Source organism: Sphaerochaeta sp. PS (assembly GCF_032144095.1).
Classification (GTDB): Bacteria; Spirochaetota; Spirochaetia; order Sphaerochaetales; family Sphaerochaetaceae; genus Sphaerochaeta.
Window position 1 is genome coordinate 65,874 of sequence record NZ_JAVSNJ010000012.1, and the last position, 22,923, is coordinate 88,796.

The window sequence follows — 22,923 nt, forward strand, 5'->3', positions numbered from 1 at the left end:
AGGATACTAAACGTTTAACATTACATACCTAGGATAGACCCGTAATTTGTATTTGTAAAGCCTTAATTTCCGTTTCAGTGCCATTTTACACCTACATTAAATGTACCATCATATTTTCAAATGTTAAACGTTCTCTGTATATGTAATCCTTTTTTCTGACTGTTTTAGTGGTATACTCCAAAAGGAAGGGAGTGGATGTAAACGTTTTTCATGCTATACTGCTTGCATATGGCTACCATCAAAGAGATATCACAGTGTGTGGGCGTTTCGATTGCAACAGTCTCAAAAGTACTGAACAACCAGAAAGGGGTAAGCAAGGAGACCGAAAAGGCCGTGTTGGCTGCTGCTAAGAAGCTCAACTACAGGCCGAACCTCTATGCCCGCCACCTGAAGACAGGTGACAGCAAGACCCTGGGTATCATTGCTGAGGACCTTACGGTATTCAACACCCCTGACATCATCGATGGGATCGGCGTCTGTTGCGAATCAAGGTCCTACCACTATATCCTTGGCAACCTTAGGTTCAACAAGCAGTTTGGCCACAGCGTAGGCCATGGACAAAAGAAATCCCGTCTGGTGAACGATATGGTGGAGCAGATGCTCAGCAAACAGGTGGATGGCATCATCTACATAGGCTGCCATAGCCACTCCCTTGCCACTCTCTCAATTCCCAAGGATACCAGGTTTGTCTGTGCGTACTGCTATAGTGAGGACCACTCCATCCCCGCCGTCATCTATGATGACTGCGAGGCGGCCCGAAATGTCACCAAGATGCTCCTGTCCAAAGGTCATTCTAAGATTGGGATCGTAGCAGGGGTAAAGGATTCCTGGCACACAAACAACCGCCTGCTTGGGGTCCAGGAGGCGCTCTATGAGCATGCCGTCCCCTACAATCCGCACTTCATCCGCTATGGGGACTGGACAAGGGACCTCGGGTACCAACTGGCACCCGAGCTGCTGAAAGAGGGAGTTACTGCAATTTTTGCCATGAACGACTTGATGGCGATGGGTGTCCTGGATTACTGCAACCAGCACGATATTGAGGTCGGCAAGGATGTGGCACTTATCGGATTTGACAACCGAGAAATCTCCTCGGTCTGCAGGCCGGCACTTTCCAGTGTCGCCCTACCCCTGTTTGAGATAGGGCATACAGCAGCCTCGGTCATGCTTGACCTCATCGAAAAAGGGGAAAAAAACGAAAACAACCAGATCCGGCTCAGCTGTGCCATCATCGAAAGGGAATCCACTGCTTTGGAAGCACAAGACATCTAGTCCTGGAGGTCACCCTCGCTGCCTATTCCCTACAGTTCAAGAGCTTGGGAGGACTCCTTCCTGGGGCTTGTTCTTCCGTATCATCCTATAGCGGAAATACTCGGTGACGGTGTACAGCTTCCACTGCAGGAAGTGCAGGACATAGTCGGTTGTAGGGGAACGGTAGTAGCTCTGTCCACCGAAGGAGAGCTTGAACAGCTCCAGCCCAGCAAGATGCTGACCCCTTCCCTTTGGGCCGGGAATCCCATGCAGGTCATAGATAGTGCACCCATGCTCACAAGCCAGCCTTATGGCAAAGTCCTGTAATACATATGCACAGGAAGTTGCATCCTGGCGGAGTGTGGATCCATAGAGATAGACAGCCTCCTTGCTAGTCAAAAGCAATATGAGCCCCCCAACGATGACCTTGTTATCCCTGGCCAGGACAAGCTTGCACCTCACATCCCCATAGACCTTACCATCCAAGGCGAGCAAGGCCTTCAGATATTTTTCGGATCTCGGGCTGAAGCCATCCCTTCGGGCTGTCTCAAGGTAGGTCTCATACCAGCGCTTGAAGGAGGGAACCCCTCCATCCCATACCTCGACCTTGTACATCGAGGAGCTTTTGCGCAAGGCACGTTTTGCCCTGTCACGATAGCCAAGGGTCACCGCATGATAGCCCCATTCCAGGGAGATGCGCACAGTCCCATCAGGCTGGACACTCTCCTTCGTTGGCCGGAACCTCCCACAGGAGAGCCACATGACATTGGGGTCGTCGACCTCATCCCATGGCAGGTCATACCTGATGGAGAATACCCCCTTTGGGAGGGCCTTCTTCAGCTCCTTTGACAGGAGGGTCAGAAATTCTGATACCGTAGGCAGAGGATTGTTGAATACATCGGGGCCAAAGGGTACATACGCCAGTGAGGAGAGTGGCAATAGGGGCTTGACGAGAACCAAAATGGAGGAAACCCAACCATCCAGTTCAATGGAGAAGGCATAGGGCTTCCAGCCAGAGCCATGCTTGACTGCAGCCCAATAACTACTCTGGAATGGAGAGCCTGTACTGGGTATCTTCTTGTAATCCAACGGAACTAAAACCATACACCCTCCGTCCTATTATGACCTGCCTATAAAAAAGGGGCCTGGTTGGCCCCTCCAAATATAGCATATTCTGCTTCCGGGACTAGCCTACCGGACCGTTCTTGTACTTTTTGGAGGTGAGATACTCACCCTTGGAACCGATAGCCTTCCCATCGACCTTGACCACGCCATCCTCTGCATAGATGGGCATGGCGAAGAAGTGGTCAGCCTTCACAAAGGAAAGGGCCTCTGCAGGGGTTTCAAACCCTTCCGGCTGCAATATGGTCCCCACCTCAAACTGCGGTGCAAACAGCACCTCACAGGTGGTGTGTTCCTCAGCATCCGGGTCGTTGGCTGCCAGCAACATCCCGCAGCTCTTCACCCCACGGAAATTGGCCGGCTTGAGGTTGCTTACCAGCACGATATTCTGGCCCAGCAACTCTTCTTCCGTATAGTAAGGTACGATAGAGCTGACGATGGTCCTGCTCTCCTCCTCCTTGCAGTCGAGGCTGAGGATGTACAGCTTGTCCCCATTGGGATGCTTCTCGACGTTGGTAACCTTGGCAACCTTGAGGATCACCCTCCGGTTGAACTGCTCGGCCACGCTCTCTTGCTTTTCATTCATATCCATTGTCTTCTCCGGTTGTCTTTGTTGTTCTGTCTTTTTTGTAGCAGCAAGGCTTTCCTTTTCTGCCCTCTCATCCTGCGAACCTGCAAAACGGGTCCGAAGCTCTGCAATCAGGCTGTCCTCCAGCTTGGTAAAGAGCAGTTCGGTCTCCCCTATATCTGTTACGCCCTCAAATTGGCCAAGGGTCGTCCAACGCAACCCCTTGCTATCCAGAAATGAGAGTATCTTCCCGCTGGTAGAAGGCATATAGGGTTCGAGCATGATGCCAAGGTCACGGATGAGGTAGACCAGGGTCTTCAGCAAGGAGGCGGCCTTCTCTGGGTTCTCCAGGCGCATCTTCCAAGGCTCGCCATCCTGAAAAGCCTTGTTCCCGATCGAGGAAAGTGCGACGATCTGCCTAAGTGCATCCCGCTCCTCGGCATGCTCCAGATGGGCATCAATGAGTTTTTCCTTTTCAAGAATCAACTCTTTCAGACCTTCATCGATGGTTCCCTGAGGAACCTTGCCATCATAGAACCTCCTGATGAAGGTCAGTGTCCTGTTGACCAGGTTGGAGATATTGCCAATGAGCTCTCCGTTGATCTTCTCCTGGAAATCGGCCCAGGTAAAGGTGACATCACTCTTTTCCGGTCGGTTGTAGAACATGTAGAAGCGCCAGGCATCGGCAGGGATCCCTGTATCCTGTACATCGTTGCCAAAAATGCCTATGCCCAGGCTCTTGCTGAACTTACCGCCCTCGTAGTTGAGGTATTCGGTGCTGCTCATATGGTGGAGCATCGTCCACTTCTCCCCTGTTGCAAGCTGGCAGGAAGGGAAAATGACCGTATGGAAGGGAATGTTGTCCTTACCGATGAATTGGAACAGTTCAGTATTTTCTGGGGTATGCCACCACCTCTGCCAATCGGCAGTGCCATTGGCTGTGATGGAGACGTACCCGATGGGGGCATCGAACCAGACATAGAAGACCTTGTTCTCATACCCTGGCTTGGGTACGGGTATTCCCCACTTCAGGTCGCGTGTGATGCACCGCTCCTTCAACCCGTCCCTGATCCAGGATTTGGTTACCTGGATGGCGTTGTTGGCCCAGAAGCCATCCACGCTCGCCTGCTCCATCCAGGCTTCCAGCAGTGGAAGGGCCTTGGGAAGGTCGACATAGAGATGGTTGGTCCTTTTCAGGATCGGGGTAGTACCACAGACGCCACATCGGCTGTCCAGCAGTTCCGTAGGGTCAAGGAGTGTCTGGCATGCGTCGCACTGGTCCCCACGGGCGCCTTTGCTGCCACAATGGGGGCAGGTGCCCTCAACAAAACGGTCTGCAAGGAAACGCTCGCACTTGGGGCAGTAGAGCTGCTCAATCTCGTGCTCGTTGATGAAACCCGCCTCATCGACCTTGGTGAAGATTTCCTGCACGATGCGTGTCTGCTCAGGGGTGCTGGTCCTGCCAAAATGATCGAAATTGATATCAAACCAGCGGTAGATATCCCTGTGGATCGCATGAAACCGGTCGCAAAGCTCCTGTGGGGTCACCCCCTCCTTCAGTGCCTTGGTCTCCGTAGCGGTGCCATATTCATCAGTACCGCAGATATAGAGGGTCTCATACCCCTTGGATCGACAAAACCGCGCAAAAACGTCGGCAGAAAGCACTTGGGTGAGGTTTCCCAAATGAGGAATGTTGTTTACATACGGTAGTGCAGATGTTACCAGTCTCTTTTTCATAGGGGACATAATAGCCCGCTTGGCCCTTAATTTCAATGGCAAAACGGGTAATGTGCTCGAGATTCTGACCTTGACGATAGTTGTTGGAGGAAGTACATTGGATATGTGTCTCTTCGACACATCAAGGAGTTATCATGGATACTATGCAGCAGCCACCTAGGCCTGCACGAAAAGCGAACAACATCAGCCCAAAACTCGTTATTTGGATTATCGTTGCCGTCGTGTTGGTCATGCTGGTTCTCAGCAGCTTTTTTGTTGTTGACCAGACCGAGCAGTCCGTAGTCCTTCGCTTCGGCAAGTACAGCAGGACTGTAGGACCTGGCCTCCAGACAAAGATTCCCCTGGGAATCGAGGCGAGTTACAATGTTCCGACACAGGTCGTCCAGACCATGACCTTCGGTTATCGATCGAGCCCTTCAAAAGGGGCCTTGTATGCAAACCCCGACTATGCAAATGAGTCGGTAATGCTTACAGGAGACCTGAACATCATCGATGTCGAATGGATCGTACAGTACAAGATCGAAGATCCCGTAAAATGGATGTTCAACGTTGAGTCAAGGGAGACCACCATCAGGGATATCAGCCAGAGCGTCATGAACAAGCTGGTTGGGGACCTTCCGATCCTCTCTGTCATGACCAGCGAGCGTACCAAGATCGAGGTTGAAGCCCAGGCAGAGATGCAGAAGGTATTTGACACCTATGGTCTTGGGGTAAGGGTCGTAACGGTCAAGTTGCAGAACATCGTTCCTCCAGTGGGCGCAGTCCAGGATGCCTTTGAAGATGTCAACAAGGCAATCCAGGATATGAACCGCCTCATCAACGAAGGAAAGCAGAACTACAACAAGGTCATCCCTTCCGCAAAGGGTGAAGCGAACAAGGCCATTCAGGTTGCCCAGGGATACGCAGCAGAGCGGGTAAACCAGGCAGAAGGTGATGTCGCTCGTTTCAACAGCGTCCTCGACGTCTATAGGCAAAACAAGGAAATTACCCGGACAAGGCTCTACATCGAGACCATGGAATCGATCATCAATCCAGTAGAAGGCGGTTCGGTTACCTTGGTGGACAAAAACCTATCCAACTTCCTGCCAGTCCAGATGCTTGGGGGTCAAAAATGAGAACCAATGTAAACAAAAAACTTATAACCACACTGGTGATAGTAGGAATTTTCCTCGTCATATTCGTCTTGCTTGGCCCTTTCTACATCCTGTATGAAGGCCAGCAGTCTGTACTCACACGCTTCGGCAAGATTGTAAACACGGAAACATCAGCAGGTCTGAAGTTCAAGATGCCGTTAGTGGACAATGTAGTGATCTACCCAAAGAAGATCATCTCCTGGGACGGAGCTGCACAGCGTATCCCTACCAAAGAGAACCAGTTCATCTGGGTCGATACCACTGCCCGCTGGAAGATTGCCGATCCTGCCAAGTACTATGAGACGGTAAATACCATCAGCAATGGCCTTTCGAGGATGAACGACGTTTTGGACTCCTCGATCAGGACCATCATCAGCGAAAACTATCTCAATGAGTCGGTACGGAACACCAACAAGATCAACAACATCAAGGTTGAGGAACAGGTGCAGAACCTTGACAACGTCGAGGATGCAGAGACCCTGCGCAACCTTACCGCAACCCAGGCAAGGCAGGAGACCATCAGCATCGGTCGTGATGGGCTGAGCCAGAGGATGTTCGAGCAGGCCAAACAGTTCACCGATGCTTTCGGTATCGAGCTCATCGACATCATCGTCAGGCAGATCCGCTACAGTGATGACCTCACCGAGAGCGTCTACCAGAGGATGATCAAGGAGAGGAACCAGATCGCAGAGGCCTACCGTTCCTACGGCCGTGGACAGCTTGCCCAGTGGCAAGGGAAGACGGAGAATGAGGAGAAGGTGATCCTTTCAGAGGCCTATGCAAAGAGCGAGACCATCAAGGGTATCGCCGATGCCAAGGCTGCTGACATCTATGCCAAATCCTACAACCTAGACCCCGAGTTCTTCGAATTGTGGAGGACCCTGGAGTCCTACAGGAAGACCATTCCCAGCCTGGACAAGGTGTTGAGCACTGACATGCAGTACTTCAACCGCTTGTACGGCCAGGACATGGGCAAATAGACTGCTATAGTTCTAGAATGGAAGGGATTATTTTTATCCCTTCCATTTTTTTTGTCCCTCTGCTACACTTGACCCATGCAAAAAAAGAATCTGGTGGCCTTCGACTTCGACGGCACACTCTACCCGATCATCCCCTATGACAGCGAACAGCGGCTCATCCTCACCAATGCCAAGGAAAGGGGACATCTCAACCGCCTCCGAGCAAAACGTATGGTCAAGAAGGATAGGGAGGGAAGAATGGCCCATGGGGAGTTCAACCAACGGTACTTGGACCTCCTGGGTGGATGCACCCCTTCACAGGTAGACCAGGTTGCAAGAGATCTCTCTTCCTTGGTAGACCCTTCCCAGTTTCTCCTGCTGGAAGAACTTTCCCGCCATGCAGAGCTGGCCATCCTCAGCTGTGGAACCGAGAACATCATCCACTCCTTTTTGGCCCAGCATGGGATAGACCATCACTTTTTCATGGTAAGCGGGAAAAACCTGGAGTTTTCCAGCAAAGGGTCGAAGCCTTCCATGGTTTGCTCCATTGCATCACCCGAGCAAAAGCGAGCTGTCTTTGCTGACCTGAAAAGAGGATATTCCCACGCTATTGCAGTAGGGGACGGCCCAACGGACATCCCCATGCTTGAGCAAGCCGACCTAGGCCTTATAATTGACTGGAAAGCTGAGCCCGTGCGCTATCCATTTGAGACCTATACAGACCTCACCTCAACGCTGAAACGGTGTCTTTCCTACCTGGAGAGTGCCACGTAGGAACTCTTCACACACACCTTCCAGCCCAGAGCGCATAAGGCCAGGGAAGCGGCAAGGGCCAAGAAGAAACCCAACACCGGCATGGAAAACAGGATAGTGGGGACCATGAGGGCTGTGAAGACAATGGCTATCACACAGATGGCCGCAGCCAGACCAAGCAAACCGTTGAGGTTGCTTTTCATTGCCTGCTGGGGAATAGTCCATTCGAGCAAGGGCTTTCTGTAGTCGATAGCCAGGCCAAAGCACGCAACGGTGCATACCACCACCAATTGCAGTGTCCACATCCAGAGGATATGGAGCAAGGGTAGCCGGAAAAACAGCAAGGCAAGAGCCAGGTAGACCAAAGAAGCACCACCAACCAGGAGCAGGTGCAACAGCAGCTTTGCCTTGACAAACTGTTCCGGCTTCAGGGGATAGATCTTGTCGAGCATGAAAAGGGGCCCTTGGCGGCTGATGCTGGTGGAACTCAGCATACAGATGCTGGAAAAGAGGGCTACTGCCAGAAAGATCCCATAGGGCAGATACCTTGTGTGTACAAAATCTCCCAGCAAGCCCTGCAACTCACCCAGCACCCCGGTAAGGGCGTAGACACCCAGCAAAATAAGGGGTATCAACAGCTCTCCCACCAATTCAATCATGAATACCGATTGGCTCTGTATCACCTCAAGGTCCCGTTTCATCAAGGTGAAGGTGACGCTCCTTTGCCTGAAGCTTTTCTGCTGTCCCCGTTTTTTCACCGAGGATTGTGCTGAGGCAACCAAGGAAAGGGTATGAAGATACCCCTTGGAGACAAGGACGGTAGAGCCAAATGTGAACAAGAGCAAGAACACCAGGTTGCCCATAAGGGCCGACCATGAGAAGAGAGCCTTGGCCTGCAGGGCAAAAAGGGGAAAAAGAGCCACCAACCTTTGGAAGATCGGGCCAACCAGGGAGAGCATCGCCTGGTAGTCCACCGTGAGTGTGGCACCATCCTCCAGACTTCGCGAGAAGGTCGCTATCATGGCAAGGGAGAAGGAGAGCATGACCAAAAAGGAGAACAGCTGTTCCAGCATCCTATACCGTCTTCCTTTCGCCAGGCGAATGAGCAGGTTTGCAGCCAACAGCGCCAGGGAGAGGGGAAAGAGAGGGCCCAGGGCCAGCAGGGCCAGGCTACCCAATAGATAGAGAAATCCTACCCCGTTGAGGAAAATGCCTGCAACCAGAGCTGGGAGCACTACCGCCATATACAGGGGGCTATAGAGTATGTAGGCGATAAGGAGGCGACTGAACAACAGCTCTTTGCCACTGACAGGCAAGGTCCCCAGGAGCTGAATATCCTTGCCGCTATACACAATGGAGGAGAGTCCGATGGAACCGATGAGGAAGGTCAGAAAAAACCCAACCAAGGAGGCTAGAAAGATTCCCAGATGGGGGATACCCATCAAGGATCCCAGCATCTGATAGGTAAAATAGTTGAAGCCCATCATGGCTTCCAGCATCAGAAGGGAAGAGACAAGCAGAATAGTGACCCCTATCTGCACAACCCTGCCCTTCACCGTTTTCTTTGCTACAGTGAGTCGGGAAAAATAGGTACGCAAGGGTCTTACCCCTTCGAGGAAGGCCACTACCTGCAGCAATACCACATGGAAGCGCATCAGAGAACCGTCCCTTCGGTAAGCTCGAGAAAGAGCTGTTCCAGTGTCTCGCTATTGTTTCCCCGACTCTGTGCAAGAGCCTGCACAGTCCCCTCAAACAGCAGGCTTCCCTTCCTAATTATTCCGATACGGTCGCAGGTATCCTGGGCCACCTCCATTCCATGGGTGGAGAAAAACACGGTATTGCCCTTGTCTGCATAGTCTCTCATCGCCCTCTTCAGCAAAAAGGCAGCCTTGGGGTCAAGGCCGACCATCGGCTCATCAAGGATGAGCAGCTTGCTGGGATGCAACAGGGCGGCCATGAGGCCAAGCTTCTGTTTCATGCCATGGGAGTAGGATGAGATCTCATCATGCAAAGCCTTGTCCATCTCAAACAAGAGAGCGAGTTCCCCTATCTTTGCCCTTCTCTCTGCAGACGAGACAGCAAAGAGGTCAGAGATGAAATCCAGGTGCCTGGAACCTGTCATCTTCTCATAGAAGAGAGGCTCATCGCTCACATAGCCGATGAGCCGCTTGATGGCCAGGCTCTCGTTTCCCATTTCCTTTCCATCGATGGTGATGGTCCCACTGTCAGGGCTCAGCAATCCGACCAGCATCTTGATGGTGGTGCTCTTTCCAGCCCCGTTAGGACCGAGAAAACCGAAGATCTGCCCGCTTGCTATGGAGAGATTGAGGTTGTCCACTGCCTTGGGTTTGCCGCTACTGTATGATTTGCTTACTTGCTTGAATTCTATCATCCTTGTTCTCCAAGGCAAGTATACGGGGGCAAAAAGGAAAATGCAATATCTATTTCGATTAATTTCTAATTAGGTTTTTACCTTTTTACTGCATAAATATCAACAAAATTCGACCATATTTGAGAAATTGTCGAACTTTAAGAATATTTATGCATACTTACTTGAATATATTTGCATCGTTCACTACAATCCATCTATATTTCGAACATACAGACTAGGGAGATTTTATAGCATGAACAAAGAGAAAGTGATTCTAGCCTACAGCGGCGGCCTTGACACCTCAGTCATCCTCAAGTGGCTTAGCAACAAGGGCTTCGATGTCATTGCCTATGTAGCGAATGTCGGGCAAGACGAGGATTTTGCTGCCATCGAAAAGAAGGCATTTGAGACAGGGGCTTCCAAGGTCTACATTGAGGACCTGCGCAAGGACCTGGTCACCGACTATGTGTTCCCTGCCCTGAAGGCGAACACCATCTACGAAGGCACCTATATGCTGGGCACCTCCCTTGCCCGCCCTATCATCGCCAAGCGTCAGGTGGAGATTGCCAAGAAAGAAGGAACCGTCTATGTTGCCCATGGTGCAACCGGGAAGGGAAACGACCAGGTCAGGTTCGAGTTCGGCTACTACATGCACATGCCTGAGGCGAAGATCATTGCCCCCTGGAAGGATCCCGAATGGCTCAGTGAGTTCGAAGGACGGTCGGATATGATCGCATACGCCAAGAAGTATGGTATTTCCATCAAGGCATCTGTCAAGAAACCCTATAGTGAGGACGAGAACCTCATCCACATCAGCCACGAGGCAGGAATCCTTGAGGATCCTTCCAAACGATGTCCTTCCGATGTGTTCAGCCTTACCCTCAGCCCCCAGGAGGCACCGGACAAGGAGACAGCCCTCAGTTTCGAGTTTGAGGATGGCATACCCCTTTCGGTGAAGAACGAGAATGACGGGACGGTTGTCACCGACCCCCTTGAGATGATCATCTACCTGAACAAGATTGGCCATGACAATGCAATCGGCCGTGTCGACATGGTGGAGAACCGCTATATCGGCATCAAGAGTCGTGGCGTATACGAGACCCCTGGCTGCGAGATCCTCTGGAAGGCCCACCACAACCTTGAAGGCATTACCATGGACAAGGAGGTTATGCACCTCCGTGACTCCCTGATGCCCAAGTATGCTGAGCTCATCTACAACGGCTATTGGTTCTCCCCTGAATTCAACATGCTCAGCGCAGCCTTCGAACAGAGCCAGAAAAAGGTAACCGGGACATCCAAGGTAGTTCTCTACAAGGGCAATGTCATCTTCGCAGGAGTATCGAGTCCCCTCTCCCTCTATGACGAAGCCCTTGGTTCCATGGACAAGGCAGGCGGGTATCATCCGGTTGACTGCAAGGGTTTCATCAACATCAACGCGATCCGCCTGATGGCCAGTGCCAGGAGAGGGTAATTCCTTTTCCCTGGATACCATTGCCCTGCTTCCATTGTATATTCGAAAGAGGTGAAGCATGAAGATGACAACTGCTGAGATAGTGCAGAAGTCAGTAGAAGAGGCGATGCAAACGGTCAGATCCAATATGGGTGGGCCGTTTGGAGCCGCCATTGTCGATGAGACCGGTAAGCTCTACCTGGCTTCCAACACTGTCCTTGCAAGCCATGACCCGACCTCCCATGCCGAGGTCAATGTCATCCGGAAGGTTTGTGCAGAAAAGCAAAGCCATGATTTGAGCGGATGTATCCTCTACACAACCTGCTACCCCTGCCCTATGTGCATCAGTGCTTGCATCTGGGCAAACATCAGGGAGATCCACTACGGCTGTACCGCCAAGGATGCCATGAAGATAGGATTTCGCGATGACTTCATCTACGATTTCATCCTCGGTGGATGCAAGGATACGGAGGTACTCACGCTGACAGGCGATAGCAGGGAAGCTTGCCTTCCCCTCTTTGCACAGTACAGTGCAGAGGGCAAGCAACTCTACTAGGCTCTAGGAGAGGTAGAGGATGCTCTCTATCCGCTTCTGGCAGGTAGCCTCCAAATTTTTCGTGAAGTTGACAAACCAAGGGTTGTCCATGATGAGTTCATGGTTGGATATCTGGATGCAGGCACAGCAGTGTATGCATAGGGTGGGATCCTGCTTGGCAAGGGCCCCTGTAGGACAGACCCGGTAGCACTGCCTGTTGCTGATTGTTTCGCTACTGGCCGCGAGGGCCGGCATGTAGGGAGGATTTGCCCTTGGCATTGCCTGCCTGTAGGGACGGTTACCAGGTGGGTGGACGATGGTCCTTTTTCCATTGAGATGGACTGCAAGCCGGTCCAGGAGCTGAAAGTCCTCGATGTCCGGTCTCTTCTGCCCCACCCTGTCACTATAGCTGTGTTGGCAGCCGATGGAAGCTGCTGCGGTAAGGGGGATACCCTTTGCAGAGAGCAGGTCCTCCATCTCCACCAGGGCATCCTCAACTGCCCGGTTGCCAAAGGTTGCAATGACAATGGCATCACAATTGTGTGCAGTCAGCTGATTTTTTACATATTCTGCAAACAGGAGGGGGACCCTACCTCCATAGACGGGAATGGCTATGATGAGGGTGGTATCCTCCACGCTCAAGCTCTTTCGTCGTTGGATGAAGTGGGTGACATCAAAGAGGGCAAACTCTTGCTTTGTTGCTTTTGCCACAGCAAGGGCGCATGCCTTGCTCTGGCCTGTTGGGCTGAAAGTCAACAGTGTTAGGTTCATTGCAACTCACTGTAGTGCTCGATACCCAAGGCAAGGATGTCGTGGATATGTTCATCGTTGAGTCGGTAGAGGACATTTCGCCCATCCTTCTTGAACCTGACCAGACGACGGGCACGAAGCAGCTTCAGCTGTTGGCTTATGGTACTTTGCTGCATGCCAAGCTCTTCACTGATGGAGTTGACCCCGCGTTCACCCTTCTCCAGAAGAAACAGGATCTTCAGGCGGGTTGGATCTCCAAAGACCTTGAAGAAATCGGCGATGTCAACAATTTCTTCTTCCAATGGCATGGGGATATCTTGCATGGTCACCATCCTTTTTTCTCAAGTATACAGGGAGGAGTCAAGATTGAAAAGCCAGAATCTGCAACCAAGGGCCTTGCAGGCAACTATTTCATCAATCGTATATTCTCTAGAATAAAAAAATAGGGTACAGTGGGTCTATATCCAGAGACTGGGGAGCGCCAGTAGGCACGCAATCCCACTACTACCGAACCAAGAGAGAGCGTTTGCGCTCATCCATTACCATATTGCATACGGGCTCATTGTACTCTATAGAGAAAGCAACCCATTACCCTGAGAGGAGGCGTACCGTGGATATCCAGAAAGAAGGGGCAAAACTGATCCTAGGCGACCGTGAGATAGTAATGCCTGTCATTACTGACAACATGGGAGGGAAGTCCCTTGACATCACGAAACTGCGCAAGGATACCGGCTACATCACCTACGACCCGGGATTTGTAAACACCGGATCATGCATGAGTTCCATCTGCTTTGTGGATGGCGAGCAGGGAATCCTTCGCTACCGGGGCTATGACATTGAGGACCTGGTGGAAAACTGTGACTTCGTCGAGGTTGCACACCTGCTCATCAAAGGTGAGCTGCCCGACCTTCCAGAGCGGCACAAGTATGCGGAGATGCTTAACCGCCACTCGCTTCTCCATATCGACATGCGTAATTTTTTCAGGGATTATCCCCAGGAAGCACACCCCATGTCGATCCTCTCGGCCATGGTAGCCTCCCTTTCGGCCTTCTACCCCGAACTTGCCGACGTCGACCCGGAGGAGAACGTTGACCTTACCATCAGCAGGCTCCTCTCCAAGATGCGTACCATCGCAGCCTTCAGCTATCGCCAGATGAACGGCCTGGACTTTGTGGAACCCTCCTACAAGTACACCTACTGCGAGAACTTCCTCAACATGATGTTCCTCACCCCGGTCAACGCCTATGAGCCGGACCCCCTGCATGTAAAGGCCCTGAACATCCTCCTGATCCTCCATGCTGACCATGAGCAGAACTGCTCCACCAGCGCCGTACGGCTGGTCGGTAGCAGCGAGGCCAACCTCTATGCATCCGTTGCGGCAGGGTGCTGTGCCCTGTGGGGAAGCAAGCATGGTGGGGCAAACCAGGCGGTGCTTGAGATGCTCAACACCATCTACAATGAGGGGCTGAGCATCGAGCAGGTCATCGAGATGGCCAAGGACAAGGATGACCCGTTCCGTCTCTCGGGCTTCGGCCACCGTGTCTACAAGACCTACGACCCAAGGGCAAAGATTGCCAAGAAGCTCTGTGAAGAGGTTCTTGGTTCCAACAGCAAGCAAGACCCACTCCTACAGATAGCCCTCGAACTGGAAAGGGTTGCACTCAGCGACCCCTACTTCATCGAGAGGAACCTGTACCCCAACATTGATTTCTATACCGGCATCATCTTCCATGCCATGGGGATTCCTGAGTCCATGTTCACTGTCCTCTTTGCGATGGGCAGGCTCCCTGGGTGGATAGCCCACTGGTTGGAGTGGAGACACGACCCGTACCAGAAGATCGGGCGGCCCCGTCAGGTATACTCCGGCCTCCAGTCAAGGATGGTACTGCCGCTTGAAGACCGTTAAGGCGCTCATATTCGATTTCAATGGCACCCTATTCTGGGATACTTCCTATCACCAGAGGGCTTGGGGTGCCATTGCGCACAAATACGGCACCCATCCCTATACAAGAGAAGAGATGCATCTGCTCAACGGGAGAACCAACAGCCAGACCATCTCCTACCTTGTCGGCAAAGACCTTCCCGAAAGCCAGATACAGGCCATCTCCCAGGAAAAGGAACAACTGTATAGTGAGATTTGCCGGTCAGAAGGACCCCTTAGCCTTGCTCCCGGAGCCCTGTCCCTCTTTGAAAAGGCAATACGGAAAGGCATACAGATTGCCATCGCCACCAGTGCCGGTGATGACAACATGGCTTTCTACAGGCAGTGGTTCGACCTTGATTCCTACTTCCCCAGGCATCTCATCATCACCGATGACCATATACGCGAAAGCAAGCCCCACCCTGCAATCTATCTCGATACCCTCAAGGCTTTGGGCGTATCTGGCTCGGAGGCTGTGGTGTTTGAGGATACCAGAAGCGGAATCCTCAGCGCATCAGCGGCAGGGATCGCTACCATCTATGCAATTGCAAGCGATGGGGCGGATAGAGAGACAACAGAGGCCATGGAACAGGTCCATGGCCTCATTGCAAGTTTCGATCAGTTTGTCCTAGAGTAGGGAAACCAGAAGCTGTCCGAACGCTTCTGTCCCGAGAAGCTGTCCAGAGAGCCCCTCACTCTCCATGACACGGTAGAAATCACTGGTGACCCTGCCACTGGCCAAGGCAGACCTGACCGCCAGGAGGATCCTGTCGGCCGCTTCATTCCAGCCAAGGTAGCGGAGCATCATCTCTGAAGAGAGCACCAACGAAAGCGGGTTGACCATATCCTTGCCTGCAATATCTGGAGCCGTTCCATGGGTTGCCTCAAAGATGGCATACTTGCTGTTATAGTTGATGTTAGCCCCCGGGGCTATGCCGATGCCACCAACCGCGGCTGCCAAGGCGTCTGAGACATAGTCCCCATTGAGGTTCAAGGTTGCTATCACATCATAGCGTTCGGGCGTCAGGAGGATATTCTGCAAAAAGGCGTCGCAGATACAGTCCTGGATAATCAGGCTCTCCATCCCTTCCCGCTCGATCGCCATCCTGCCCATCTTGTCCAGCTTGGCCCCGAACTCCCGTTGTGCAAGCTCATATCCCCATTTGCGGAACCCCCCTTCGGTGAACTTCATGATGTTCCCCTTGTGCACAAGGGTCACGTTCCTGCGTTTGTTCTCCAGGGCGTATGAGAGGGCACTGCGAACCAGACGTTCACTGCCTTCTCGGGAGACCGGCTTGATGCCGATGGCGCTGGTCTGGGGAAAGCTGATGTTGGTCACACCCATCTCGGTGGAGAGGAAATTGATGATCTTCTCCACCTCTGCACTTCCCGCCTCCCACTCGATCCCGGCATAGATATCTTCGGTGTTTTCACGGAATACCACCATGTCGACCCTCTCTGGATGCTTGACCGGGGAAGGCACTCCCTTAAAGTACCCAACTGGGCGAAGGCAGACATAGAGGTCAAGATTCTGGCGCAAGGTCACATTGAGGCTGCGGATACCCTTCCCTACTGGCGTGGTCAGAGGCCCCTTGATGGCGATACGGTATGTGCGGATAGCCTCGAGGGTCTCATCGGGAAGAAAGGAACCTGTCAGGTCTTTTCCCTTCTGCCCAGCATACACCTCTTTCCAGGTTATGCTTCGCTCGCCACCATAGGCCTTGGCTACCGCAGCATCCACCACGGCCCTCATCACAGAGGTTATCTCAGGGCCCACCCCATCCCCTTCAATGAAGGGGATGACAGGGTGTGAGGGAACATGGAGATCGGTCCCTATCAGGGTTATGGTCTCTGCCATCACGCTCTCTCCTTGAGGACGTTGAGCAGGCCACCAGCGAGCAACATCGCATGCTGCTCTTCGGTGATGTCACACTCAAGGGTAATGTCGATGTTCTTTGTCTTGTTGCGCAGCACCACCTGCTTCTTTCCGATCTGGGTCCGAATGTCCTCGATGGCCAGATCATCACCCTGATCGATCTTTGCATAATCCTCAGCATGCACAAAGGTGAGGGGGATGATGCCGAAGTTACAGAGGTTGTTCTGGTGGATCCTCTCGATGGAAAGAGCAATGACAGCCTTGACCCCAAGATACATCGGACAGATCGCGGCATGTTCACGGCTGCTTCCCTGCCCATAGGAGGAACCGGCGATGATGAAGTTGGCCTTGCCCTTGCCCTGGTTCTCCTGGCAACGGGTTGCAAAGGTGCTGTCAACCGGCTCGAAGACATATTTGGAGTACTCCACGATATTGGAACGGTACTTCAGCCTCGAACCTGCCGGCATGATATGGTCGGTGGTGATCTTGTCCCCCACCTTGAGGCTGGCATACCCATCAAGTCTTTCCGTAAGAGGGGTATTCTTCGGTGGGTCCCCAATATTGGGGCCACGGAAGATCTCTACGTTACTTCCATCCTCAGGAGGGAAGACGAACATCGAGTCATCGACCAGGAACTGTTTTGGCATCTCGACATATGGGTAGGGTATCCCATGGTCGGACAAGGGATCGGTGACGTACCCTGTGATGGCACTGAGGGCTGCAACCTCGGGGCTTACCAGAAAGACCTGGCCACTCTTGGTTCCACTTCGGCCTTCAAAGTTCCGGTTGTTGGTTCGTAGGGACACCTCGTTGGTACCAGGGCTCTGGTGGTTTCCGATACAGAAGCCACAGGCACTCTCCAGTATCCGTGCACCGCTTGTGATCAGCTTGGCAAGCGAGCCGTCATTGGCGAGCATCATGAACACCTCACGGCTTCCCGGTGCCACACCTAGGCTGACCGAGGGATGGACCACCTTGCCATCCAAGATGCTGGCAACCTTCTTCAGATCGACATAGCTGCTGTTGGTGCACGATCCTATCAGTACCTGGTTGACCTTCTTCCCTGAAAGGTCCTTTACCAGGACAATGTTGTCCGGGGAGTGAGGAAGGGCAATCCTCACCTCCAGGGTGGAGAGGTCAATCTCAAAGAGCCCATCATAGTGGGCGTCCTTGTCAGCGCTGAGAGCCTTGTAGTCCTTGCCCCTGTTATGTCCTTCCAGGAAGAGCCGGGTATTCTCATCGGAGGGGAAGATCGAGGTGGTTACCCCCACCTCAGCGCCCATGTTACAGATGGTCGAACGCTCGGGAACCTGCAGGGTCTTCACCCCTTCACCGGTGTATTCCAGAATGCAATTCACATTCCCCTTGGTGGTGAAGTGTTCCAGGACCGCAAGGATGATGTCCTTGGCAGAGACCCAGGGGCGGAGCTTGCCCGTGAGGCGGACCTCTATGACCTTTGGTGCAATGAGGTGAAAGGCACCTCCAGCCATGGCTACTGCGACATCCAGGCCGCCGGCCCCGATGGCGATCATGCCCATGCCACCGCCGGTCGGGGTGTGGCTATCGCTACCGAGCAGGGTTGCCCCCGGCTTGCCAAACCTTTCCAGATGGACCTGGTGGCAGATACCGTTGCCGGGGCGGGAGAAGATGACACCCTTGCTTTCGGCGACACTCTGCAAATAGCGGTGGTCGTCCGCATTCTCGAATCCGACCTGTATCGTATTATGGTCCACATAGCTGACAGCAAGTTCGTTCTTTACCCTAGGCAGGCCCATTGCCTCAAACTGAAGGAAGGCCATGGTCCCTGTCGCATCCTGCGTAAGGGTCTGGTCGATACGAATGCCGATTGGTTTTCCGGTCTCTAGTGATCCCTCCAGCAGGTGAGCGGAGAGAATTTTAGCGGTAAGTGTCTTGCCCATATGTGCTCCTGTATTCTAGCTATCCCTATTGTATACGATAGAGGGCCGGTATGGAAACCTCCCTCCCCAGTCAGACGGCCACTACCCGCCTCTGGCCCACAAAGGCCACCATAAGTTCGGCAAGGACCACAACCAGGGTCCCTGTCCCGATAGCACCAAGTACCAAGGAAAAGGAGAAGGTCTCATAGAGATACCCACCCAGGACAGCTCCCAGGATGGTTCCCACGGTAAGCAAGACCTCGTGGATGATCATGCGCTGGGACCGGTTGATGCTTCCACTTGCCCCGTGGAACATGCTCTGGGTATATGCTGTGGCAAAGAGGATGCCAAACAGCAGGAAGAACAGCCCATAGGAGAGTATGCTGGAAAAGCCGAGGGCCACCAGGCAAGAGAGGCCAAAGAGCAGCTGTGTCGAAAAGATGTAGCGCTTCTTGAAGTGCCAGAACCCAAAACGGCCAAGCAGAAGGAAGCTGATGCAGGTCGCAACCCCGCGAAAGAGCAACAGGAGGCCGGTGAGGCTTTCGCTTATCTTCAGGACATCCTGGGCATAGAGAGGGAAGATGGTGAGAATGACGCTCATGCCCGTATAGAGGATGATGACCCCGGTCCAGCAGTAGAACCGAAGCGGGGTACTGGTATCGGTCTTCTCCGTGTCACGATTCTCCTCCTTCTCGCTCTTCATCGCCCTGATGCCGGGAACCAGGGCGCTGCTGCCGAAGATCATAAGGAAGACGACAGCGAACAAGGCCAGGGATACCCAGAAGGGCAAGGTGGTCGACCGTTCAACCAGCAACCCTGCCACAAACGAGGAGACTCCTACCCCAAACGACCAGGAGAAGTTGAACGCATTGGAGACATGGCTGAGCTGCTTGCCTTCCTTGCCACGGGAGAACCACCCCTCGATCTGGGGCCACAACAGGCTCATGAAAGCGCCATAGCAGGCCAAGGAGGCATAGGCCACGGCAAGGATGGAGGTTGAGGCAAACAGTGCAACGGAGAGGGCCATGCCAAGCAGGGAGAGCTCAACCAGGTTCCGAGGCTTGAAATGCCCTGTGTAGGGGGACAGGAGAATGCAGAAGATCAAGTATGCAGCGGGGCAGATGGAGGCGGCTATACCGATCTTGTCGGCACTGAGATGGAAAAAACCCCGCAGATGGTAGACCAATGCCAAATTTACCATCGCAATAGTAAGCTGGGCCAGGAAGGATGCTGTGTTGAGCACCCAAAATTGTATCGTATCGGTTCGTTCCTTGGTGAATTGCATGACTCTCTCCCCTGTTATGCAAAGGTATAGCAAGTTTCTCTTGGCTATGGCAAGAATAATATTGCGTAAGCAACAATTAATGGGTACATTTGGCCTATGAACAACGACATTCTCCAAAATGCCCCTTTTATGGCGGCTGCAATCTCATTCTTTGTGGCACAGCTGCTGAAACCCTTCATCAATGCATTCTTCGAACACCATTTCGATTGGAGGCTCCTGCATAGCACAGGAGGCATGCCCTCAAGCCATACTGCAGGGGTAATCGCCCTGACTACCAGCATAGCCCTTACCCAAGGGGTGGGGACCATCTACTTTGCCATAGCAGCAACATTTGCCGCCATTGTCCTCCACGATGCCATGGGTATCCGAAGGGAGGCCGGAAAGCAGGCCGAAGTCATCAACGAGTGGAGCAGGCTCCTCAGCGACATCCATAGGGAAGGACAGTTCACCCCCGAAAACCTCAAGACCATGTTGGGTCACTCCTTCAGTCAGGTCCTTGGAGGGACCCTGCTGGGCTTGATCATCGGCCTGACAACCACCCAGTACATTGCGGGCCTCTAAGCCGTCCATATCCTGACATCCATCTTAATTGCATATATATTCCATTATGCTTGACTTGACCTGCATAAGTATGCATCATACAGTTCAATAGATTAAGGAGCTTAGCTATGAAAAAAATATCTGTCATCACATTGATGTTACTCTTTGCAATGAGCATTGCCCTGTTTGCCGGTGGGTCGAAAGAAGCAACGAACAAGGGCTATGTATTTGCCTCCGATGCAACCTGGCCTCCCCTGGAATTTGTGGACAATGGTGTACTCACCGGTTTTGAGGTTGAACTCATCCCCCTTATCGGAGAAAAGGCCGGAGTTGTCATGACCGTGAAGAACATCCCCTGGGACACCATATTTGCAGGCCTTGCCAACGGTGCCTATGATGGTGTTGCATCAGGGGTTACCGTTACTGAAGAGAGAAAAAATGTGATGGACTTCTCCACCACCATCCTCGAGGCAGGCCAGGTGGTCATCATCCGCACCAAGGACAGCGCAAAGGTCAAGGGAATCGGAGACCTCACCGGCAAGAAGATCGGAGTGCAGATCGGAACCACCGGCGACTTCGCCCTTGCCAACTACTCTGTCGAGAAACGTGCCTACGATGATATCGGCCTTGCAATTGAAGACCTGCTCAACGGCAATGTGGATGCAGCGGTCTGTGATTCGCTCATCGCAAGCGACTTTGTGCTTGCAAACGACAACTACAAGAACCGCCTCGTCGTTGCAGGGGAGCCCTTCACCAAGGAAGATATCGCCATCGCAGTGAAAAAGGGAGACGCCAAGCTGCTCGGCCTTATCAATAAGGGTCTTGAAGTGGCCATGGCCGACGGTTCCTTTGATGCACTGAAGCAGAAGTGGAACTTGCTGTAAGAGATCGGCAATCGAGTAGGCGGGGGCCGTAAAGCCCCAACCTCTCAGTCGAGTAGCCCAAAAGAGTTTCACTCTTAGGCTCTCACGGAACCGTACGTGAATCTCTCGATTCATACGGCTCTTATCATTCACCATCACGGCAAAAACCCTAGTGCCCAATGGGCAAACAGTCTTGGTTGCCTTTCTGCCACTTTCCTTAGCCAGAACTCGGCCCGTCTAGGCCTGCCACGGAGTTTCTTGTACTTGCACATGACCCACTTGATGAGCCTGCGGTTAAGACAATACATCGCATGTCTGACCGATGATGATGAAGGGTTGAATTTCCTAAAGTAATTGAGCCACCCCCTGACCATCGGATTGATATCTTCAGCAATCATGTCTATTTTACTACCGCTTCTCATATGCAGCCGCAATGAGACAATCCGTTCCCGGAAACCTTTTCCCGCTTTAATGCTCGCAGAAGGTAGGAAGTTCCAATAGAGCCTCCCCAATTTGTCCTTGATGAACACCCTCTTGAAGGTATACCCAAGAAAGTCAAACTCGGTATTTTCATATTCTTGCTTCCTGTCCTTATCCTTACAGTACACAATCTTGGTCTTGTCCGGGTGCAATTCCAGCTTACACTCCTTCATGCGCATGTCCAGACTCTGCATAATCTCCATTGCCTCCTTTTCAGTTCGGCAGTGGATGATGGCATCGTCGGCGTACCTCTCGAATGGATTTGAAGGGTGTTCCCTATCCATCCATTTGTCGAAGGCATAGTGCATGAACAGGTTCGCAAGAACCGGACTGATTACCCCGCCCTGTGGCGTTCCACTGGTTCGGTTTATGACCTCACCATCGCCCTTTACAAACGGAGCAGTCAGCCATCTTTGAATATACAGTACCAGCCAATCTTCCTTCACATGGAGACGAACGGCCTTCATCAGCAGTTCATGGTCGATATTGTCAAACAGTCCTCGGATGTCAAATTCAATGACAAAGTCATATCTCCAACACCGTATCCTTGCCTTGCCAACAGCGTCCAATGCCGATCTGTTCGGCCTGTATCCATATGAGTCCTGATGGAACAGGTGCTCGACCTCTTTCTCCAGATATTGCTTGCCGACCATCTGGGCAATCCTGTCCGATACGGTAGGGATGCCCAGGCCCCTCTCCCCACCCGATTTCTTTGGTATCATCACCAGCTTTACCGGGGGAGGGAAGTAGCTTCCCGAGCTCATCCTATTCCAAATCCTATACAGGTTTGCTTTCAGGTTCTCTTCGAAACTCGCAATGCTCTGTCCATCGATGCCTGCACTTCCTCCATTTCTCCTGACTTTCCCATACGCTTCAAAGATTTCCAGCTTCGGGATGCAGAATGGTTTGTCCTTGTCCATAAAATCCTCCTGTGTTACCAGTTGTTTCATAAACAACAACCGAATGATGACGCCCCTTCGCTCCATCCCCATTACATGGACTTCATCACTACTACGAACGTCTCCGTCCCTATGTGGCCCATCGCTATTTCGGCCTCACCTTTCTGTGGCTTGTGCCTTTTCACTTACCATGACCATACAGGTTCCTGTGTTCCGTACCTGAGCCAGATATGCACTCATGCCGCCTTAATACCGTTTGCCGCACAGACAGTGTTTCAGGATACCTCTGCACCCATCTCCGAGGAGTGGTGAACCCCGGATTTTGGCAAAACCTTATGCTTTCGATACTTCATCAGCGTTTCACTTGCGTTCATCTTTGCATATCACACATGATTGCTCTTGCAACCTTTTCCCTACGCGCTCACTACCATGGCTCTTTACCACAGCAGCCAAGGGTTGTTTGACAGGTCCTCCTGACCGGTCCCTGCCGAGGGGCCTACCCTCATCTCAAGTACAGCTTTGCACAGCACAC

Annotated in this window: 20 protein-coding genes; 10 read left to right on the forward strand and 10 right to left on the reverse strand. The window is 52.5% G+C overall.

Annotation, left to right across the window (positions count from 1 at the left end; genetic code table 11):
• The first annotated feature begins 228 nt into the window (after nt 1–228).
• Nucleotides 229–1,272, forward strand: a complete 1,044-nt coding sequence (locus ROJ03_RS10180) for a LacI family DNA-binding transcriptional regulator (protein ID WP_313726943.1) — start codon at nt 229–231, stop codon at nt 1,270–1,272.
• Nucleotides 1,273–1,308: 36 nt separating this feature from the next.
• On the opposite strand, the gene ROJ03_RS10185 is transcribed toward ROJ03_RS10180, so the two are convergent.
• Nucleotides 1,309–2,355, reverse strand: coding sequence for a lipid II:glycine glycyltransferase FemX (locus ROJ03_RS10185; protein WP_313726944.1), 1,047 nt, complete (start codon nt 2,353–2,355; stop codon nt 1,309–1,311).
• Nucleotides 2,356–2,437: 82 nt separating this feature from the next.
• Entirely contained in the window at nt 2,438–4,678 is a 2,241-nt protein-coding gene (gene metG / locus ROJ03_RS10190) for a methionine--tRNA ligase (protein ID WP_313726945.1), read from the reverse strand.
• A 134-nt stretch (nt 4,679–4,812) separates the two neighbouring features.
• On the opposite strand from metG, the gene hflK reads away from it, so the two are divergent.
• The 3 genes from hflK to ROJ03_RS10205 all read left to right on the forward strand — a co-directional run bounded on the left by hflK (nt 4,813) and on the right by ROJ03_RS10205 (nt 7,544).
• Nucleotides 4,813–5,793 (forward strand): FtsH protease activity modulator HflK, encoded by a 981-nt coding sequence (gene hflK, locus ROJ03_RS10195; RefSeq protein WP_313726946.1) that lies wholly within the window; start codon nt 4,813–4,815, stop codon nt 5,791–5,793.
• Nucleotides 5,790–6,791 (forward strand): protease modulator HflC, encoded by a 1,002-nt coding sequence (gene hflC / locus ROJ03_RS10200; protein WP_313726948.1) that lies wholly within the window; start codon nt 5,790–5,792, stop codon nt 6,789–6,791. The genes hflK and hflC overlap by 4 nt, the downstream gene beginning before the upstream one ends.
• 75 nt (nt 6,792–6,866) lie before the next feature.
• Complete coding sequence (locus ROJ03_RS10205) at nt 6,867–7,544, forward strand: HAD family hydrolase (protein ID WP_313726950.1); 678 nt, start codon at nt 6,867–6,869, stop codon at nt 7,542–7,544.
• Here ROJ03_RS10205 and ROJ03_RS10210 read toward each other — a convergent pair.
• Both ROJ03_RS10210 and ROJ03_RS10215 read right to left on the reverse strand, forming a co-directional pair.
• A complete protein-coding gene (locus ROJ03_RS10210; protein WP_313726951.1) occupies nt 7,523–9,178 on the reverse strand; it encodes a hypothetical protein in 1,656 nt (551 codons plus the stop codon). The genes ROJ03_RS10205 and ROJ03_RS10210 overlap by 22 nt on opposite strands.
• Nucleotides 9,178–9,915 (reverse strand): ABC transporter ATP-binding protein, encoded by a 738-nt coding sequence (locus ROJ03_RS10215; protein ID WP_313726952.1) that lies wholly within the window; start codon nt 9,913–9,915, stop codon nt 9,178–9,180. Before ROJ03_RS10215 ends, ROJ03_RS10210 begins: the two co-directional genes overlap by 1 nt.
• Nucleotides 9,916–10,147: 232 nt before the next feature.
• Between ROJ03_RS10215 and ROJ03_RS10220 the strand changes: the two genes are divergently transcribed.
• Nucleotides 10,148–11,365: an argininosuccinate synthase gene (locus ROJ03_RS10220; protein ID WP_313726953.1), complete on the forward strand. Its 1,218-nt coding sequence runs from the start codon at nt 10,148–10,150 to the stop codon at nt 11,363–11,365.
• A gap of 58 nt (nt 11,366–11,423) precedes the next feature.
• On the forward strand, nt 11,424–11,900 hold the full coding sequence (locus tag ROJ03_RS10225; RefSeq protein WP_313726954.1) for a nucleoside deaminase: 477 nt from the start codon (nt 11,424–11,426) through the stop codon (nt 11,898–11,900).
• Between the two features lie 3 nt (nt 11,901–11,903).
• Here the strand turns inward: ROJ03_RS10225 and ROJ03_RS10230 are convergent, their stop codons facing one another.
• Both ROJ03_RS10230 and ROJ03_RS10235 read right to left on the reverse strand, forming a co-directional pair.
• Nucleotides 11,904–12,650 carry a hypothetical protein gene (locus ROJ03_RS10230; protein WP_313726955.1) on the reverse strand — a complete coding sequence of 249 codons (747 nt, stop codon included), beginning with the start codon at nt 12,648–12,650 and terminating at the stop codon, nt 11,904–11,906.
• A complete protein-coding gene (locus ROJ03_RS10235; protein WP_313726956.1) occupies nt 12,647–12,952 on the reverse strand; it encodes a metalloregulator ArsR/SmtB family transcription factor in 306 nt (101 codons plus the stop codon). The genes ROJ03_RS10230 and ROJ03_RS10235 overlap by 4 nt, the downstream gene beginning before the upstream one ends.
• Nucleotides 12,953–13,239: 287 nt before the next feature.
• Between ROJ03_RS10235 and ROJ03_RS10240 the strand changes: the two genes are divergently transcribed.
• Nucleotides 13,240–14,535, forward strand: a complete 1,296-nt coding sequence (locus ROJ03_RS10240) for a citrate synthase (protein ID WP_313726957.1) — start codon at nt 13,240–13,242, stop codon at nt 14,533–14,535.
• Entirely contained in the window at nt 14,522–15,187 is a 666-nt protein-coding gene (locus ROJ03_RS10245) for an HAD family phosphatase (protein WP_313726958.1), read from the forward strand. The genes ROJ03_RS10240 and ROJ03_RS10245 overlap by 14 nt, the downstream gene beginning before the upstream one ends.
• On the opposite strand, the gene icd is transcribed toward ROJ03_RS10245, so the two are convergent.
• From icd to ROJ03_RS10260, 3 genes are all read right to left on the reverse strand, one after another.
• Nucleotides 15,179–16,408, reverse strand: coding sequence for an NADP-dependent isocitrate dehydrogenase (icd, locus tag ROJ03_RS10250; RefSeq protein ID WP_313726959.1), 1,230 nt, complete (start codon nt 16,406–16,408; stop codon nt 15,179–15,181). The genes ROJ03_RS10245 and icd overlap by 9 nt on opposite strands.
• Nucleotides 16,408–18,345: an aconitate hydratase gene (locus ROJ03_RS10255; protein WP_313726960.1), complete on the reverse strand. Its 1,938-nt coding sequence runs from the start codon at nt 18,343–18,345 to the stop codon at nt 16,408–16,410. Before ROJ03_RS10255 ends, icd begins: the two co-directional genes overlap by 1 nt.
• Nucleotides 18,346–18,415: 70 nt before the next feature.
• Complete coding sequence (locus ROJ03_RS10260) at nt 18,416–19,609, reverse strand: MFS transporter (protein WP_313726961.1); 1,194 nt, start codon at nt 19,607–19,609, stop codon at nt 18,416–18,418.
• A 96-nt stretch (nt 19,610–19,705) separates the two neighbouring features.
• On the opposite strand from ROJ03_RS10260, the gene ROJ03_RS10265 reads away from it, so the two are divergent.
• Together ROJ03_RS10265 and ROJ03_RS10270 are read left to right on the forward strand one after the other, a co-directional pair.
• Nucleotides 19,706–20,170, forward strand: coding sequence for a divergent PAP2 family protein (locus ROJ03_RS10265; RefSeq protein WP_313726962.1), 465 nt, complete (start codon nt 19,706–19,708; stop codon nt 20,168–20,170).
• A 107-nt stretch (nt 20,171–20,277) separates the two neighbouring features.
• Nucleotides 20,278–21,033, forward strand: a complete 756-nt coding sequence (locus ROJ03_RS10270; protein WP_313726963.1) for a basic amino acid ABC transporter substrate-binding protein — start codon at nt 20,278–20,280, stop codon at nt 21,031–21,033.
• A gap of 134 nt (nt 21,034–21,167) precedes the next feature.
• Here the strand turns inward: ROJ03_RS10270 and ltrA are convergent, their stop codons facing one another.
• Nucleotides 21,168–22,412: a group II intron reverse transcriptase/maturase gene (gene ltrA, locus ROJ03_RS10275; protein WP_313726964.1), complete on the reverse strand. Its 1,245-nt coding sequence runs from the start codon at nt 22,410–22,412 to the stop codon at nt 21,168–21,170.
• Nucleotides 22,413–22,923: the final 511 nt, after the last annotated feature.

What these genes read in the sequence shown, in the direction of transcription:
- ROJ03_RS10185 (WP_313726944.1), bottom strand. Translation starts at nt 2,355, where the DNA reads ATGGTTTTAGTTCCGTTGGATTACAAGAAGATACCCAGTACAGGCTCT.
- ROJ03_RS10220 (WP_313726953.1), top strand. Translation starts at nt 10,148, where the DNA reads ATGAACAAAGAGAAAGTGATTCTAGCCTACAGCGGCGGCCTTGACACC.
- ROJ03_RS10205 (WP_313726950.1), top strand. Translation starts at nt 6,867, where the DNA reads ATGCAAAAAAAGAATCTGGTGGCCTTCGACTTCGACGGCACACTCTAC.
- ROJ03_RS10235 (WP_313726956.1), bottom strand. Translation starts at nt 12,952, where the DNA reads ATGCAAGATATCCCCATGCCATTGGAAGAAGAAATTGTTGACATCGCC.
- ROJ03_RS10225 (WP_313726954.1), top strand. Translation starts at nt 11,424, where the DNA reads ATGAAGATGACAACTGCTGAGATAGTGCAGAAGTCAGTAGAAGAGGCG.
- ROJ03_RS10255 (WP_313726960.1), bottom strand. Translation starts at nt 18,345, where the DNA reads ATGGGCAAGACACTTACCGCTAAAATTCTCTCCGCTCACCTGCTGGAG.
- ROJ03_RS10210 (WP_313726951.1), bottom strand. Translation starts at nt 9,178, where the DNA reads ATGCGCTTCCATGTGGTATTGCTGCAGGTAGTGGCCTTCCTCGAAGGG.
- hflC (WP_313726948.1), top strand. Translation starts at nt 5,790, where the DNA reads ATGAGAACCAATGTAAACAAAAAACTTATAACCACACTGGTGATAGTA.
- ROJ03_RS10270 (WP_313726963.1), top strand. Translation starts at nt 20,278, where the DNA reads ATGAAAAAAATATCTGTCATCACATTGATGTTACTCTTTGCAATGAGC.
- ROJ03_RS10215 (WP_313726952.1), bottom strand. Translation starts at nt 9,915, where the DNA reads ATGATAGAATTCAAGCAAGTAAGCAAATCATACAGTAGCGGCAAACCC.
- ROJ03_RS10265 (WP_313726962.1), top strand. Translation starts at nt 19,706, where the DNA reads ATGAACAACGACATTCTCCAAAATGCCCCTTTTATGGCGGCTGCAATC.
- ROJ03_RS10180 (WP_313726943.1), top strand. Translation starts at nt 229, where the DNA reads ATGGCTACCATCAAAGAGATATCACAGTGTGTGGGCGTTTCGATTGCA.
- hflK (WP_313726946.1), top strand. Translation starts at nt 4,813, where the DNA reads ATGGATACTATGCAGCAGCCACCTAGGCCTGCACGAAAAGCGAACAAC.
- ROJ03_RS10230 (WP_313726955.1), bottom strand. Translation starts at nt 12,650, where the DNA reads ATGAACCTAACACTGTTGACTTTCAGCCCAACAGGCCAGAGCAAGGCA.
- ROJ03_RS10260 (WP_313726961.1), bottom strand. Translation starts at nt 19,609, where the DNA reads ATGCAATTCACCAAGGAACGAACCGATACGATACAATTTTGGGTGCTC.
- metG (WP_313726945.1), bottom strand. Translation starts at nt 4,678, where the DNA reads ATGAAAAAGAGACTGGTAACATCTGCACTACCGTATGTAAACAACATT.
- ltrA (WP_313726964.1), bottom strand. Translation starts at nt 22,412, where the DNA reads ATGGACAAGGACAAACCATTCTGCATCCCGAAGCTGGAAATCTTTGAA.
- icd (WP_313726959.1), bottom strand. Translation starts at nt 16,408, where the DNA reads ATGGCAGAGACCATAACCCTGATAGGGACCGATCTCCATGTTCCCTCA.